This is a genomic window from Streptomyces sp. NPDC048001 (genome assembly GCF_043203115.1).
Lineage (GTDB): Bacteria > Actinomycetota > Actinomycetes > Streptomycetales > Streptomycetaceae > Streptomyces > Streptomyces sanyensis.
Genome location: NZ_JBIDBN010000013.1, coordinates 92,650 through 107,916, shown reverse-complemented (window position 1 = coordinate 107,916; position 15,267 = coordinate 92,650). Strand labels below are relative to the sequence as shown.

Annotated in this window: 11 protein-coding genes and 1 tRNA gene; 2 read left to right on the top strand and 10 right to left on the bottom strand. The window is 75.5% G+C overall.

Translation table 11 applies throughout. The annotated features are described in order from the left end of the window. Entirely contained in the window at positions 1-1,620 is a 1,620-nt protein-coding gene (locus ACGF15_RS23895) for a dynamin family protein (protein WP_345611442.1), read from the bottom strand. Positions 1,621-1,936: 316 nt separating this feature from the next. Between ACGF15_RS23895 and ACGF15_RS23890 the strand changes: the two genes are divergently transcribed. Beyond that, a tRNA-Arg gene (locus ACGF15_RS23890) sits at positions 1,937-2,009 on the top strand. Between the two features lie 149 nt (positions 2,010-2,158). On the opposite strand, the gene ACGF15_RS23885 is transcribed toward ACGF15_RS23890, so the two are convergent. Further along, positions 2,159-2,563 carry a hypothetical protein gene (locus tag ACGF15_RS23885; RefSeq protein WP_392801784.1) on the bottom strand — a complete coding sequence of 135 codons (405 nt, stop codon included), beginning with the start codon at positions 2,561-2,563 and terminating at the stop codon, positions 2,159-2,161. A gap of 715 nt (positions 2,564-3,278) precedes the next feature. On the opposite strand from ACGF15_RS23885, the gene ACGF15_RS23880 reads away from it, so the two are divergent. Continuing rightward, positions 3,279-3,992, top strand: coding sequence for a DUF4142 domain-containing protein (locus ACGF15_RS23880; RefSeq protein WP_345610835.1), 714 nt, complete (start codon positions 3,279-3,281; stop codon positions 3,990-3,992). A gap of 387 nt (positions 3,993-4,379) precedes the next feature. Here the strand turns inward: ACGF15_RS23880 and ACGF15_RS23875 are convergent, their stop codons facing one another. The 8 genes from ACGF15_RS23875 to iolB all read right to left on the bottom strand — a co-directional run bounded on the left by ACGF15_RS23875 (position 4,380) and on the right by iolB (position 15,093). After that, positions 4,380-4,910, bottom strand: a complete 531-nt coding sequence (locus ACGF15_RS23875; RefSeq protein WP_392801781.1) for a MarR family winged helix-turn-helix transcriptional regulator — start codon at positions 4,908-4,910, stop codon at positions 4,380-4,382. Positions 4,911-4,983: 73 nt separating this feature from the next. Next, on the bottom strand, positions 4,984-5,985 hold the full coding sequence (locus ACGF15_RS23870) for a PP2C family protein-serine/threonine phosphatase (protein ID WP_345611445.1): 1,002 nt from the start codon (positions 5,983-5,985) through the stop codon (positions 4,984-4,986). 357 nt (positions 5,986-6,342) lie between these two features. After that, positions 6,343-6,816 carry an anthrone oxygenase family protein gene (locus ACGF15_RS23865; protein WP_392801778.1) on the bottom strand — a complete coding sequence of 158 codons (474 nt, stop codon included), beginning with the start codon at positions 6,814-6,816 and terminating at the stop codon, positions 6,343-6,345. A 264-nt stretch (positions 6,817-7,080) separates the two neighbouring features. Beyond that, the gene (locus ACGF15_RS23860) at positions 7,081-7,995 is read right to left on the bottom strand and encodes an ABC transporter permease (RefSeq protein WP_362612625.1); all 915 of its coding nucleotides are present in this window, start codon (positions 7,993-7,995) and stop codon (positions 7,081-7,083) included. After that, positions 7,992-10,718 carry a CocE/NonD family hydrolase gene (locus tag ACGF15_RS23855; protein WP_392801774.1) on the bottom strand — a complete coding sequence of 909 codons (2,727 nt, stop codon included), beginning with the start codon at positions 10,716-10,718 and terminating at the stop codon, positions 7,992-7,994. The genes ACGF15_RS23860 and ACGF15_RS23855 overlap by 4 nt, the downstream gene beginning before the upstream one ends. Positions 10,719-10,873: 155 nt before the next feature. Further along, a complete protein-coding gene (locus ACGF15_RS23850; RefSeq protein WP_345610845.1) occupies positions 10,874-12,376 on the bottom strand; it encodes a CoA-acylating methylmalonate-semialdehyde dehydrogenase in 1,503 nt (500 codons plus the stop codon). 21 nt (positions 12,377-12,397) lie between these two features. Continuing rightward, positions 12,398-14,269, bottom strand: a complete 1,872-nt coding sequence (gene iolD, locus ACGF15_RS23845) for a 3D-(3,5/4)-trihydroxycyclohexane-1,2-dione acylhydrolase (decyclizing) (protein WP_392801771.1) — start codon at positions 14,267-14,269, stop codon at positions 12,398-12,400. Beyond that, positions 14,266-15,093: a 5-deoxy-glucuronate isomerase gene (gene iolB, locus ACGF15_RS23840; protein ID WP_362612635.1), complete on the bottom strand. Its 828-nt coding sequence runs from the start codon at positions 15,091-15,093 to the stop codon at positions 14,266-14,268. Before iolB ends, iolD begins: the two co-directional genes overlap by 4 nt. Between the last annotated feature and the right edge of the window lie 174 nt (positions 15,094-15,267).

Here is a 15,267-nt window from a genome sequence, read left to right as displayed (position 1 = left end):
TCACCTCTCCTTCTGCAGTAGGGACAGCGCGGCGATCAGCTCGGCCTGCGGCTCGGGCGTGACCTCCAGGGCGTCGAGGGGCGCGAGCCGCCGGTCCCGTTCGCTGTGCAGTACCTCGTCGATGGTGGTCCTCAGCAGGTCGCCGCCCTTGTCACGGAGCCTCAGGGCGCCCTGGGCGCCCATCCGTTCGGCCAGGCGCTCCCCGGCCCCCCGGGCCCGGCGCCCCCCGAGCAGGGCGGTGGCGAGGAGGGCGGCGACCGCCTCCGGGTCGGGGGCGGTGCTGCGCTCCATGCCCCGCACCTCCTCCTCGGCGTACTCCTCCAGCACGCGCCGCCACCGGCGGACGGCGATGCCGATGCGCTCGCCGCTCTCCAGGTCCACCCGGCCCTGTCCGCCGAGGACGGCCGCGGCGGGCTCCCGTGCCCAGGTCTGCGCCACCCTCTCGTCGGCGGCGGCGACGGCGCACTGGAGCAGGGTCGAGAGGCTGGCGACGAGGGCGTCGAGGAGTTCCCCGGCGGAGCTGTCGCGGGGGTGGCCGCGCCAGCGGGTGCGGGCGTCCCCCGCGAGCACGGCGCCCGCCGCGAGCCGCGCCTGCACGCGCTCGCGCTGTGCCGTGTAGGACTCCTCCACGGCCCCGCTGAGCCGTACGGCCGCGGCGTGCTGGGCGGCGACGGCGCCCGCGAGTTCGGGCATCCGCGAGCGGAGCGAGTCCAGCGCGCCGCCGGCGGTCCGGGCGAGGGCCTGCTGCCGGGCGGCCGGGTCCTGGGCGCGGTGGGCGAGCCAGGCCAGCAGCGGGGCGACGGCGGTGGCGGGCAGCAGCCCGTGGCCGCCGCCCGTGGACTCGGGCAGTTCGGGCACGGTGAAGCGCGGCACATGGCCGAGCCCGGCCTTGGTGAGGAGCGCCGCGTACTGCCGGGACACCTCGTCGACCACCTGGTGGGGGACCCGGTCGAGGACGGTGACCAGCGTGGCGTCGTACTCCTTCGCCGTGCGGAGCAGGTACCAGGGGACCGCGTCGGCGTAGCGGGAGGCGGTCGTGACCATCACCCAGACGTCGGCCGCGCAGAGCAACTCGGCGGCCATGGTCCGGTTCTCCACCACGAGGGAGTCGATGTCGGGGGCGTCCAGCAGGGCGAGGCCGCGGGGCAGGGCGGCGGCGGTCTCGATCCGCAGGGAGCCCCCGTCCGGCGCCGTACCCGCCCCGGTGGCCGCCGACGGCTCGTCGCCGTCCGGCCCGGCCCCGTCCCGGGGTGCGGTCCACAGCCGGGCGAGGCGGGGCAGCACCCGGGCCCCGGCGAACCAGTGGTGGTCGTCGGGGTGGCAGACGAGCACGGGGGTACGGGTCGTGGGCCGCAGCACTCCGGCCTCGCTCACCCGCCTGCCGACGAGGGAGTTGACGAGTGTGGACTTCCCCGCGCCGGTCGAGCCGCCGACGACGGCGAGGAGCGGGGAGTCGGGGTCCGTGAGCCGCGGGACCAGGTAGTCGTCGAGCTGCGCCAGCAGCTCCGCCCGTGTCTGCCGGGCCCGCGGTGCGCCGGGCAGCGGAAGCGGCAGGCGCACGGCGGCGACACGGTCGCGCAGCGCGGAGAGTGCGTCGATCAGCTGAGGCCGTGCATCCAAGGTCACCACATGCGAAGAATGCCCAATTTTGGCAGCTTTTTGAAGCGTATGGACATCTCTGCGCGCCGATCGGACAGACAGTACACAAGGGACGAGTGGGACTCAGGCATAACGAGTGCACAACACCCGCAGCGCGGCAGCGTCAAAACCGATGCACAAATCGCGCCTGCCTGCGATTATCGGTTCGCTTCACTGAACCTCCACATCGTGCCACGCAGGCGAAGCAGCGGGTCCAAGGGGATCGGAGCCCTATCCTTGTGCCCGGCGAGGCCGAAGACCGCCCAAGGGCTCCAGGCCACCTGGCCGGGCACCACCGGCCCCCGTAGCTCAGCGGATAGAGCAGGCGCCTTCTAAGCGCTTGGCCGCAGGTTCGAGTCCTGCCGGGGGCGCACGACCGGCACCACCGCGAGGCCCTCCTTCGGGAGGGCCTTTGCGCTGGGTGCAGGGGACTTTAGCGGGTGCGGCGTAGTGGGCGCGTAAGCTCCGGCGGGCCCCTCCGCCGGTCCACAGCGGGCGGGCTCCGCCTCGTTCGGCCCGGTCATTGACCAGGACGGGCCTCCTGGTCCACCACGTCGAGCACAAACCCCCACGGAAACGCCTGCGGCCGCCCCTCACCAGGCCGGTTCGGCACCCACCCGCCCTCCCCGTACAGCACACGCACCCCCGCCTCACGCAACACCGCCACCGACCGGTCCACCTGCGGATGCGCCGCCAGCACCTGGTTCACGCACGGCATCGCCACCATCGGAACCCGCCGGCCGACACCCGCCACCACCGCACCCACGACCCACGACGGCGTCAGCCCAAGTGCCCACGCTTTCAGCGAGTTCGCCGTGACCGGAGCGAACGCGATCACGTCCGCCGCCGGCCACACGTCCCCCTCACCAGGCCGCCGCGGCTCCCACCGCACCGGGTGCCCCGACACCCGCTCCAGCTCGGCCACACCACCCTGGCCCAGCCACCCCGCCGCCGTCGGCGTCACTCCCACGCACACGTCCCACCCGCGAGCCTGGGCATCCTCAACGGCGCCCGCCATGTGGAGAACCGGGGGCGCCGCGGCGCCCAGCAGATCCAGACTCCTCGTCATCCGCCCATCGCACCACACACCACCGCCCCCAGTCCGAGCGGACCAGGGGCGGTATCAGGAGCCAACGCCGAGTGCGGGCCTGCTACGCCTGCGGTCGGCACCTGGAACACGGTGGCGTCCCCGCGGGGCGTGCCCCAGGGCAAGGACGGTGTGCACGACCTGTCCACCGACGTCTACGCCTGCCCGTGAGCCCCCGCCCGCGGCGCGACGGCGGTACAGCCGCGGGCGGGTCTGACGGCCCCGGTGAGCGGGGCCGTGAGGCGGGCCAGGACGCGCGACGCTGCGTCGGAGTCCGCCGGACCAGGGCGCCCGGCCACAGGTCTGCGGCCCGGCGTCCGATGCCGAAGGACGGGTCCGGCGGGCGGACCGCGGCGCCCGCATGCACTCCGGCACGGCCCTCCCCCCGCTTCCCGCACCCGCCGGGCGCGCCCCGGATCCGCGGCCGTGCCGTTGAACGCCCGCGCCGACCCGCCCGTACCCCTGGCTGCGTGCCGTGCCAGCCGCAGACACCACCGCTCCCCGGTGCCAGGTCCCCCAGGGGGACACATCGTCATGAACAGCGGGAGACATCATGCGTCCGAATCGACGCGCAGCGGGTTCCACGGGTCCGGTGCGGCTGATCCTGATGGCCGCGGCCGCCGTGGCCGCGGTGGCCGTGGTCCTGGTCCTGATCCGGACCGGGGGCGGTGAGGCCCAGGCGGGCTCGCCGGTCTCGGCCGGGTCGGCACTCGGCAGCGGCAACACCACAGACGGCGGCCTCACGGACGCCGGATCGGCCGGTGCTGCCCAGAACGGACAGGGCCCCCAACCCGTCACCGAGATCGACAAGATCTTCCTCGTCAAGGTGCGCCAGGCCGGACTCTGGGAGATCCCGGCCGGGCGCCTCGCCCAGACCCACGCCTCCAGCGAGGCCGTGAAGCGCGCGGGACTGCACCTCATCGACGGGCACAGCAAGCTCGACCAGCTGGTCCGCGAGGACGCCCAGATCCTCGGGGTGGCCCTGCCCAACGAGGCGACGGCCGAGCAACAGGACTTCGTGCGGCAGATGGAGAACGCGCGCGGCGCGGAGTTCGACCGGATCTTCGCCAACCTGCTGCGCGCCTCGCACGGCAAGATCTTCGCGACCATCGGCGAGGTCCGCGCCTCCACCCAGAACGACCTGATCCGGCGTCACGCCCGTCAGGCGAACCAGACGGTGCTCGACCACCTGGAGGTGCTGGAGGACACCGGGCTGGTGGACAAGGCGACCTTCGAGGAGGTGGAGGCCGCCGTGACGCCGAAGTAGGCTCCCGCGTCCTCCGGACCGTTCCGGAGGACCGGCTTCCTCTCGGGGGGAGCCAAATCCCTTGCACTGTGCAATGCTGCACGGGCGAAGGGCCCGGTGCGTCGTCGGCCTCTGCCCGGGGGCGGCACTGGCACGGTGACGCAGCTCCACCACGCACGCCGGCGTGTCGCATCGGGCCCATCGCACCAGTCGCGGGGCGTGGGCCCCGGTCGGCACCCGGCCTCCGGCCCCGGGTGCGCGCGGTGCACGCACGACCGGTCCGGCCGGGCCCGCACGGGCCTCCCTGTGCGCCTGGGTCTACGGGTCGGCGCAGGGCTTCCGGCCCGGCGCGGGACGTCCCGGTCGGCGCAGGACGAGGACCCCGGGCGGACGAGGCCCCGGGCGGTGTCAGCCGGCGGGGGGCGGCGTCAGGTCGGACCAGCCGAGCGGGTAGCGTCCACCGCCCTGCCCGGCGGTCCCCGGCTGCGTCCCGGCCTCCGTGAAGGCGGCCAGCGCGTCGACGAGTGCGGCCCTCTGCCCGGGGCTGAGCCGGGTGACGATCGCGGCGATCTCCCGGCGCCGGCGGTCGGTCACGTCCTGGACGATCAGCCGTCCGGCTTCCGTGAGCCGCAGCACCGTCTCCCGCCGGTCGTCGGGGTTGACCCGGCGGTCGGCCAGGCCCGCGGCGATCAGGCGGTCCACCATCCGCATCGCGGTCGACGGGTTCACCCCGAGCCGCTCCGCCAGCGTCGCCAGCTTCGCGGAGCCCTCCGCCGAGAGCACCACCAGCAGGCGGAACTGGGGCAGCGTCACACGGTCCTCGACGGCCGCCAGCGAGCGGGCGGAGACGGCCACCAGCAGGCGGGACGCGGTCAGCACGGCATGTGTCACGGCGTCCGCGTCGGCCTCGCGGGCCCCCGGCCGCTCTGATTGGTCCATGCCATATTTCTACCGTGGCGGCCGGGTCACCCGGGCCGGGTGCGCGCATCGGGCACCCGGCGGGGCCCGCGCGTCAGGACTGCCGGTAGCGGATCAGCAGCATGGCCGCGTCGTCGTGCGGGGGCGCCTGGGCGAACTCCTCGACGTCGGCGCGGAGCCCGGCCAGGGCCGCGTCGGGATCGGGGTCGTCCAGCATCGGGCCGCGCTCGCCCAGGGGGTAGAAGCGGCCCCCGGCGTCCCGGGTCTCCGTGACCCCGTCGGTGTAGAGCAGCAGCTGGTCGCCCGGCGCGAAGTCCAGCGCGAACGGCTCCGGGCCCGGGGCTCCGTGGACGCCCAGGCCCAGGGGCAGGGCGCGGGAGGGGGGTTCGGCGAAGCGCACCGCCGCGCCCGGGTGCAGCACCATCGGAGCCGGGTGGCCGTAGTTGAGCAGCACGGCACCGCCGTCCGGGCTGAGCTCCGCGAGGACCGCGGTGACGAACTTCTCCCCTTGCAGCTCGCGTTCGAGTGCCCGCTCCAGCCGGTCGCCGACGCCGGTCAGGTCCTTCTCGTCGTGGGCTGCCTCCCGGAAGACGCCGAGGACCACGGCCGCGGTCTCGACGGCGTCGAGGCCCTTGCCCTGGACGTCCCCGACGATCACCCGGACGCCCCCGGGCGAGACGACCACCTCGTACAGGTCGCCGCCGATGCGGGCCTCGGCCACGGCGGAGGTGTACGAGCCCGCGACCCTCAGGTGCCCGGCGGTGCGGGGCACGGGCCGCAGCAGCACCCGCTGGGCGGCCTCGGCGATGGAACGCACCCCGGCCAGCTCCGCCTCCCGGCGGCGGCGCATCACGGCGGCCGCGACACCCGCCGCGGTCACCCCGGCCACCGAGGCCATGGCGGTCCAGCTGCGCCGGGTGCCGAGCAGGCCGTCGTAGGCACCGAGGCCGAGGCAGAGCAGCAGGGCCAGTGCCCCGATCAGCGCCGTGCGCCGCCAGCCGCCGACCAGGCCCGCGAAGGCGGGCCCCAGCGAGACCAGGGGCAGGAATCCCACCCCGGGGCCCGCGGTGAGGTCGACGAGCACCACGACGGCCATCACCGCGAAGGGGAGCACCGACAGCAGGCGCTGCCCGGAAGGCGGTGCGGCGCGGGAGCCGGTGCGGGAGCGCAGGCCCCGCGGGCGGCGTCGGCGCAGCGCGGACCGCCACGTGCGCGGGCGCCGCGGCTGCGGTGGGGGCGGCTGCTCGTCGGCCAAGGGGACTCCGGGCGGTAGGGGAACGGGCGCACCGCCGGACCGCGCCCCGGGGCGGTGCACCGACCGGTGCACGGACCGGGCACGGCGCATCCCGCGGTTCCTCCCAGCCTATGCACAGCTCGCGCCGCCGAATCGTCTCGCTGGGCGGACGTTACCCAATCGCCGCGTATCCGCCCGCTCTCCCGAGGGCCTCGGCGGCTACCCGACGGCCGCGGCGACCAGCAGGGCGAAGGCGGCCAGCACCAGCAGGGTGCGGACCAGGTGGAGGCGGTTCCACCGGGTCTCGAAGGCGGCCCTGGCCGCCGCGTCGGGCACCGGCGGCCGGGCGTTCTCCGCGGCGGCGAGGGCGTTGTTGAGCGGGACGTTCCCGGCCGCGGTCACGGCGTGGTTCAGCACGGAGCACACCAGGGCGGCCGCGAGCAGCCACCCGCGGGCGTCCGGGCGGCCCTCCTCGGGCACGGCGAGGGCCGCGACGGGGAAGGCCACGGTCGCGACGAGCACCAGCAGGAAGACGGCCCGCGGCACGGTCTCGTTGATGCGCCGCATCGCGGAGACGAACTGGTCGTCCGTCAGGCGCGCCAGACCCGGCATGACACCGGTGAGGAAGACGAGCATGAAGCCGGCGTACAGGCCGGTGGAGACCACGGCGAGAGCGAGCAGCAGGGTCGGCATGGCCACCATGATGGCCCGGTGCCCGGGGTCCGGACAGTCCTGCCTCGCCGTCGGCACCCCCGGGGCGGCGCCGACGGGGCGTCAGCCCCGGCCCCCGCGAAGCCGACGGGACCGGAGGGCTCGCGGGGCGGCCCTCCGTCCCGATGGCCCCGGGGCGGGGGCGGCGACGGCCGCCAGAGGTCAGGCGTCGGACGTCAGAGGTCACGCGTCAGGCGTCGGACGTCAGAGGTCACGCGTCACGCGTCACGCGTCACGCGTCACGCGTCAGGAGACGATGTCCTTGCGGGCGAAGTGCCGGAAGGCGAGCGCGTAGAAGACGAGCGCGTAGGTGGCCGACACCGCGGCGCCCTTGACCATGCCGTCCCACTCCGGCTGCGGCTGGAGGGCGTCGATCCAGGCGAACTGCCAGTGCGCCGGAAGGAACTCGCGCCAGTCGCCGAGGGCGGTGACGGCGTCCAGCACATTGCCGACGATGGTCAGGCCGACGGCCCCGCCGACCGCGCCGAGCGGCGCGTCCGTCGTGGTGGACAGCCAGAAGGCCAGCCCGCCGGTGACCAGTTGGGAGACGAACACGAAGGCGACGACGAGGCCCAGGCGGCCGAGCGAGTCCACCGCGGACAGCGAGCCGCCGGTGGGCAGCTCCAGGGGCGCCCAGCCGTAGGCGACGGTCCCGGCGGCCAGGCCCACCAGCGGCAGCAGCAGCAGCGCGGCCGCGCTGAACCCGAGGGCCACCACCAGCTTCGACCACAGCAGCCGGGTGCGCGGAACGGGCGCGGCCAGCAGGTAGCGCAGCGAGGACCAGCTCGCCTCCGAGGCGACGGTGTCGCCGTGGAACAGGGCGACCGGGATGACCAGCAGAAAGCCCGCCGAGACGAACAGGCAGGTGGCGGCGAAGTTGGCGCCGGAGGCCGTGGCGGTGTCCATCAGGTTGATGCGGCCGTTGTCCCGGCTCTCGGGACTCCCGCCGATGGCGAAGGCCGCGATCAGGACGAACGGCAGCGCGGCCAGGATCCCGCCCATCACCAGCGTCCGGCGCCGCCCGAGCTGGCGTACCGCCTCCACGCGCAGCGGGAGGGTGCCCCGCGCCCGGTAGCCCGGTGCCGCGCCCGCCACCGGTGCGGCGGGCGGGGCGGCCGGCCGTGCGGCCCGCGACCGCTCGGGGGCTTCGGGCGTGCTCATGCGGAGCCTCCGATCAGGGTGAGGAACGCGTCCTCCAGACGGCGGTGGGGCCCGACGCCGGTCACGGGTACGTCGAGGCGGACCAGTTCGGCGATCAGCGCGGTGGTGGTCGAGCCGTCCAGCCGGACGAGGAGTCCGCCCTCCGCGGGCGCGGCCGAGGCGACCCCCGGCAGCGCGGCGATCTTGCCGACCACCGGCTCGGGGATCTCCCCCTCGCAGGTCACCAGGACGGTGTCCCCGCCACCGGTGATCTCGGCGACCGGTCCGGACCGGACGAGCCGCCCCCGGTCCATGACCACCAGGTGGGTGCAGGACTGCTCGACCTCCGACAGCAGGTGGCTGGAGACGATGACGGTCCGGCCGCCGGCCGCGTAGCGGATCATCACGTCCCGCATCTCGCGGATCTGCGGCGGATCGAGCCCGTTGGTCGGCTCGTCCAGGATCAGCAGGTCGGGGAGGCCGAGCATCGCCTGGGCGATGGCGAGCCGCTGGCGCATGCCCTGGGAGTAGGTGCGCACCGCGCGGCTCAGTGCGTCGCCGAGTCCGGCGATCTCCAGGGCCTCCTCCAGACGGGCGTCCTGCGCGGGACGGCCGGTGGCCTTCCAGTACAGCTCCAGGTTCTCGCGGCCCGAGAGGTGGGGCAGGAAGCCCGCCCCCTCCACGAACGCCCCCACCCGGGAGAGCACGGGCGCCCCCGGCCGGATGGCGTGGCCGAAGACCCGGATCTCCCCCGCGTCGGGCCGGATCAGGCCCATCAACATCCGCAGGGTCGTGGTCTTGCCCGCGCCGTTGGGGCCGAGCAGACCGAGCACCTGGCCCCGCTCCACGCGGAAGGAGAGGTCCTGCACCGCGTACCGGTCGCTGGAGCGTGCGTAGCGCTTGGCCAGGCCGGTGATCTCCAGCGGCACGTCCGCGCCGCCGGGCTCCGGCGCGGGCGCGGAGGTCCGGCGGCGCGCCGTGGCGAGCAGGGCCGCCGCGACCAGTGCGCCGCCCGCGGGCAGGGCCCAGACCCACCAGGCGGCGCTCTCGGAGCCGGTCGCCACGGAGGGCGCGGTGGGGACCACCAGCGGGCCGGTGGCGGAGGCCGTGTAGACAGCCGGTTCGGCCGGGGAGGCGTAGCCGAGGTCGGTCGCCGAGAGGACGAGGCGGAGCCGGTGCCCGGCGTCCACCTCGTGGTCGACGGCGGGGAGCGTGAGGGTGACCTCCCGGCCCCCGGCGGCGTCCGGGATCCGCACGGGGGCGACCAGTTGGCCGGGCAGCACCTGCCGGCGTCCGTCCGGGGCGACGTCGTAGACCTTGGCGAACAGGACCGCCTCACCGCGGTCGGAGGAGACCTCCACGGTGACGCGGGGCGAGCCGGTGATCTTCACGGGCCGCTCCACGGGCTGCGAGGTGAACGCGGCGAACTGGCCGGGGAAGTCCAGGGACACCCCGACACCGAGCGAGGACAGCGCCCCCGCGCCGCCGGTGAGGCCGGGCACCGCGGAGACGGCGGGCGGGCTGGCCCCGGCCGGGTTGGTGAAGCGCTGCTCCCGCCCCGTGAGGGCGAACTCGCGCGGACCGGCGGACAGTCCGGGGTAGCGGTCGGCGGTGGCGCCGCGCAGTCGGGCCTGCCCGTCGGTGGAGTCGACTCCCCCGGTGCGGCTGACACGGAACGCGGGCCCCGTGCCCGCCCCTTCGTCCTGCCGGAGGTGGCGGTCGAACCAGGCGCCGACCCGCGCCTCGACCCGCTCCTCCTCTCGGTCGCCGCCGTCGTGGCCGCCGGCGATCCAGTCGACGGCCACGGGAGCGCCGTTGGCCGCGATGGCGCGGGCGGCCTCGTCGGCGTGGGAGAGGGGGAAGAGGGAGTCGGACTGGCCCTGCACCAGCAGGGTCGGCACGGTGATCCGGTCGGCGAAGGCGGAGGGGCTGCGTGCCTGGAGCAGGCGCCGGGCGTCGTCGTCGGGGCGGCCCGCGGTGGCGACCCGCTCGTACAGGGCGCAGAGTTCGGCGGTGAAGCGGCCGCAGCGCGCGGGGGCCGAGGGGGACTCGGCGGGGGCGCCGGTGGCACCGGAGGGCGCCGGGGCGGTGTCCCGGGGGGCCGCCGGTGCGGTGGCGCCCGGGGCGGCGGATCCGGCGGAGAAGAGGATTCCGGCCCAGAGCTTCTTGTAGACGCCCTCGGGGAACAGGGCCTCGGCCAGGTTCCAGTAGGTGATGGCGGGGGCGATGGCGTCGACCCGCTCGTCGTGGGCGGCGCCGAGAAGCGCGATCGCGCCCCCGTAGGAGGCGCCGGTGATGCCGACGCGGGGGTCGCCCTCCGCGTCCAGCTGCACCTCGGGCCGGCCGGCGAGCCAGTCGAGGAGGCGGGAGACGTCCTTCACCTCGTGGTCGGGGTCGTTCAGGCCGATGCTCCCGGTGGAGGCCCCGAACCCGCGGGCCGACCAGGTCAGCACCGCGTACCCGTCCCGGGCCAGGCGTTCGGCCTGGGCCCGGACGTCGTCCTTGCTGCCGCCGAAACCGTGGCCGACGAGGACGGCGGGGCGGCGCCCCGCGCCGCCGTCGGTGAAGTACGAGGTGTCGATCCGTGCGCCGGGCATCCGGAGGACCCGGTCCTCGCGGTGGACGGCCGGTTCGCCGTCGTCCGCGGCGGCCTTCCACGTCCCCGCCCCCGCGAGGACGGCGAGGGCCGCGATGCCTGCGAGCCATCGGCCCCGGGCCGTGCCCCGGGGAAGTCGGATCTCCATGCCTGCACCCTACGGGCACGGCCCGCGGTCCCACGGCTGCCGCCGGGCGGAGGCCGGCCTCCTCCCCGGGCCGTACGCGCACCGCCCCGGATACCGCGGTTGCGGTACGGCACCTGCCGCCCGCCCGGGCGGTGCTCCCGGGCGGGCAGGGGCCCTCAGTGGTTGCGCGGGAAGCCCAGGTCCACTCCGGCGGGGGCGTCGGCCGGGTCGGGCCAGCGGGTGGTGACGACCTTGCCGCGGGTGTAGAAGTGCACGCCGTCGCGGCCGTAGATGTGGTGGTCGCCGAAGAGGGAGTCCTTCCAGCCGCCGAAGGAGTGGTAGCCGACGGGCACCGGGATCGGCACGTTGACGCCGACCATGCCCGCCTGGACCTCCATCTGGAAGCGACGGGCGGCGCCGCCGTCGCGGGTGAAGACCGCCGTGCCGTTGCCGAACGGCGAGGCGTTCACGATCGCCAGGCCCTCCTCGTAGGTCTCCGCGCGCAGCACGCACAGCACCGGGCCGAAGATCTCGTCGCGGTAGGCGTCCGCGTCGGTGGGGACGCGGTCCAGCAGGGAGAGCCCGATCCAGTGGCCGTCCTCGTAGCCCTCGACGGTGTGGCCGGTGCCGTCCAGGACGACCTCGGCGCCCTGCGCGGCGGCGCCCGTCACATAGGAGGCCACCTTGTCGCGGTGCGCCCTGGTGATCAGGGGCCCCATCTCGGAGGCGGGGTCGGTGCCGGGGCCGACGGTGATCTTCTCCGCGCGCTCGCGGATCCGCTGGACCAGGTCGTCGCCGATCGCGCCGACCGCGACGACCGCGGAGATGGCCATGCAGCGCTCCCCGGCCGAGCCGTAGGCGGCCGACACCGCGGCGTCGGCGGCCGCGTCGAGGTCCGCGTCGGGCAGCACCAGCATGTGGTTCTTGGCGCCGCCGAGGGCCTGCACCCGCTTGCCGTTGGCGGAGGCGGTGGCGTGGATGTGGCGGGCGATCGGGGTGGAGCCCACGAAGGAGACGGCGGCCACGTCGGGGTGCTCCAGCAGGGCGTCCACGGCCACCTTGTCGCCGTGGAGGACGTTCAGCACACCGGCCGGAAGGCCGGCCTCGGCGGCGAGTTCGGCCAGCAGGTTGGCGGCCGAGGGGTCCTTCTCGCTGGGCTTGAGGACGAAGGTGTTGCCGCAGGCGACGGCCAGCGGGAACATCCACATCGGCACCATGGCGGGGAAGTTGAAGGGGGTGATGCCGGCGACCACGCCCAGCGGCTGGCGGATGGCGGCGACGTCGACCCGGTTGGAGACCTGGGTGGACAGCTCGCCCTTGAGCTCGGTGGTGATGCCGCAGGCCAGTTCGACGATCTCCAGGCCGCGCGCGACCTCGCCCAGGGCGTCGGAGTGCACCTTCCCGTGCTCGGCGGTGATCAGCGCGGCGAGGTCGTCGCGGCGGGCGTCGAGCAGGGCCCGGTAGCGGAAGAGCACGGACGTGCGCTGGGCGAGGGAGGAGGTCCCCCAGCTCGCGTACGCCTCCCGGGCCGCGGCCACGGCGGCGTCGACCTCGGCGGCCGAGGCCAGGGCCACCCGGGTGGTCACGGCACCGGTGGCCGGATCGGTGACGGGCCCCCAGTTGCCGGACGTCCCCTCGACGGTCCTGCCGCCGATCCAGTGGTGGACGGTCTTCGTCATGGCGAGAGCTCCTTCGGTGCGTCAGAGGTGGCGGCGTCGGGCTGCGGCCTGGCGGTCGTACTCCTCGCGGGCGGACACCGCCGCCGGGCGGGCCGCGGTCTCGGCCACCGGAACATCCCACCACGCCTGTGCCGCGGGCGGGCCCGACACAGTGTCGGGCGTTTCGGTCTCCGTGTAGACACATGTGGGGCCGTCCGCGCGGCGCGCCTCGGACAGGGCTTCTCGCAGGTCACGCACGGTCCGGGCGCGGATCACCCGCATCCCGAGGGAGGCCGCGCAGGCGGCCAGGTCGACCGGCAGCGGCTCCCCGCGGTAGGCCCCCCCGGGACCGGTGCGGAGCCGGTAGGCGGTGGCGAAGCCCTCGGCGCCGACGGCGCGGGAGAGTCCGCCGATGGAGGCGTAGCCGTGGTTCTGGAGGATCACCAGCCGCAGCGGTACGCGCTCCTGGACGGCGGTGACGATCTCGGTCGGGTTCATCAGGAAGGTCCCGTCGCCGACCAGGGCCCACACCGGGCGTCCGGGGGCCGCGGCGGCCACGCCGATGGCGGCCGGGATCTCGTAGCCCATGCAGGAGTAGCCGTACTCCACGTGGTACTGGTCGGAGGAGCGGGCCCGCCACAGCCGGTGGAGGTCCCCCGGCAACGACCCGGCGGCGTTGACCAGGATGTCCTCCTCGGTCACCAGCGCGTCCAGCGCACCCAGCACCTGGGCCTGGGTGGGGGCGGCGTCCGGGTCGGGGGCGGCGAGGGCCGCGTCGACCCGGCGCTCCCAGCGCTCCTTGGCCGTGCGGTAGGCGGTGCGGTAGGCCGCGTCCACCCGGTGGCCCGCCAGGGCCTCGGAGAGCTCCTCCAGGGCGGCCCGGGCGTCGGCGACCACCGCGAGCCCGGCCAGCTTGGAGGCGTCGGAGCCGGCCGCGTTGATGTTGACGAAGCGGACGCCGGGCTCGGCGAAGAGGGTCGAGGAGGCGGTGGTGAAGTCGGTCCAGCGGGTGCCGATCCCCACGACGAGGTCGGCGGTGCGCGCGAGGTCGTCGGCAGTGGCGGTGCCGGTGTGCCCGATGCCGCCCACCTCGCAGGGGTGGTCGTGGGCGAGCGTCCCCTTGCCCGCCTGGGTGGCGGCGACGGGGATGCCGGTGGCCTCGGCCAGGGCCTCCAGCGCCCCCTCGGCCTCGCTGTGCCGGACGCCCCCGCCCGCCACGATCAGCGGCCGGCGGGCGGAGCGGATCGCGGCGGCCGCCTCGGCGAGCGCGGCCCGGTCCGGCCGCGGGCGGCGCACCGGCCAGACCCGCTCGGCCAGGAACTCCTCGGGCCAGTCGAACGCCTCGGCCTGGAGGTCCTGCGGGAGCGCGAGGGTCACCGCGCCGGTCTCCACGGGGTCGGTGAGGACCCGCACGGCCGCGAGGGCCGCCGGGATCAGCGCCTCGGGGCGGGTGACGCGGTCGAAGTACCGCGAGACGGGCCGCAGGGCGTCGTTGACCGAGACGTCGCCCGCCCAGGGGACCTCCAGTTGCTGCAGGACGGGGTCGGCGCGGCGGGTGGCGAAGACGTCGCCCGGCAGCAGGAGCACCGGCAGGTGGTTGACGGTCGCCAGTGCGGCCCCGGTGACCAGGTTGGTCGCACCGGGCCCGATGGAGGTGGTGACGGCGTGGGTGGACAGCCTGCGGGACTGCCGGGCACGGCCGACGGCGGCGTGGACCATGGCCTGCTCGTTGCGGCCCTGGACGAACGGCATCGCGGGGCCGGCCTCCAGGAGCGCCTGGCCGAGCCCGGCGACGTTGCCGTGGCCGAAGATGCCCCAGGTGGCGGGGATCAGCCGCTGTCGGCGGCCGTCGCGCTCGCTGTACTGGGCGGCCAGGAAGCGGACCAGTGCCTGGGCGGTGGTGAGCCGGGTCATCGGTAGCCCTCCGGGTAGCGGGGGTGGAAGCGGATCAGCCACTGCCGCTCGGGGCCGGGACCGGCCATCACGTTGAGGTAGTAGAGGTCGTGGCCCGGTTCGGCGACGGAGGGGCCGTGCCAGCCGTCGGGCACCAGGACGGCGTCGCCGGTGCGGACCTCCGCGAGGAGGTCGGCGCCGCCGGGGCGCGAGGGGGAGACGCGCTGGTATCCGGTGCCGTCGCCGTCGACCTCGAAGTAGTAGACCTCCTCCAGTCTGCTCTCCAGCCCGGGGAGGTCCTCGTCGTGCTTGTGCGGCGGGTAGGAGGACCAGTTGCCGCCGGGGGTGACGACCTCGACGGCGATGAGCCGGTCGCAGTCGAAGGCGCCGACCGCGGCGAAGTTGCGGACCTCGCGGGCCTGGCGGCCGCTCCCGCGGGCCTCGATCGGTACCTCCGGCGCGGGGCCGTAGCGAGCGGGGAGTCGGCGCTCGCACCTCGCTCCTGCCAGGGCGAAGCGGCCTCCCGCGCCGGAGGCGATACGGGCGCGGGCGTCACGCGGCACATAGGCGAAGTCGCTCACTCCGCCGAACACCCCGTCCCTTCCGCGCAGTTGGAACGACTCGCCCTCGGTCTGCACCGTACAGGCCCCCGCCAGCGGCAGCACGATCCATTCGCTGTCCCCGGCGGCGAACGCGTGCGCGCCGCCGGGGGCGAGGTCGAGGACGCGCAGCGCCGCATGGTTCCGGCCCGCCTGCGCGGGGCCGGTGTCCAGGGCGTAGGGCCCGTGCCTCGCGGTGCCCGCGGGGAGGTGGAGCCGGTCCGGTGTCCTTCGCTCGTCGGTCATGCCCCCTGCCTACCCCCTGCGGCGGGCCGGGCGGCGCACCGGTGCCGGTCCCCCGCGCGCCGCACGCCGCGCCGCACCGGCCGCGCTGCGGCTGCCGGGATGCGCGGATGCGCCCGGGCGGGGGCGCGGAGGCCCGGTGCGAACCCTCCCGCGCCCGTCCGTCGGCGCGGTGAC

Coding starts and splice junctions, on each gene's coding strand:
- ACGF15_RS23855 (WP_392801774.1), bottom strand. CDS start 10,718: ATGGAGATCCGACTTCCCCGGGGCACGGCCCGGGGCCGATGGCTCGCA.
- ACGF15_RS23865 (WP_392801778.1), bottom strand. CDS start 6,816: ATGCCGACCCTGCTGCTCGCTCTCGCCGTGGTCTCCACCGGCCTGTAC.
- iolB (WP_362612635.1), bottom strand. CDS start 15,093: ATGACCGACGAGCGAAGGACACCGGACCGGCTCCACCTCCCCGCGGGC.
- ACGF15_RS23875 (WP_392801781.1), bottom strand. CDS start 4,910: ATGGACCAATCAGAGCGGCCGGGGGCCCGCGAGGCCGACGCGGACGCC.
- iolD (WP_392801771.1), bottom strand. CDS start 14,269: ATGACCCGGCTCACCACCGCCCAGGCACTGGTCCGCTTCCTGGCCGCC.
- ACGF15_RS23860 (WP_362612625.1), bottom strand. CDS start 7,995: ATGAGCACGCCCGAAGCCCCCGAGCGGTCGCGGGCCGCACGGCCGGCC.
- ACGF15_RS23870 (WP_345611445.1), bottom strand. CDS start 5,985: ATGGCCGTCGTGGTGCTCGTCGACCTCACCGCGGGCCCCGGGGTGGGA.
- ACGF15_RS23880 (WP_345610835.1), top strand. CDS start 3,279: ATGCGTCCGAATCGACGCGCAGCGGGTTCCACGGGTCCGGTGCGGCTG.
- ACGF15_RS23850 (WP_345610845.1), bottom strand. CDS start 12,376: ATGACGAAGACCGTCCACCACTGGATCGGCGGCAGGACCGTCGAGGGG.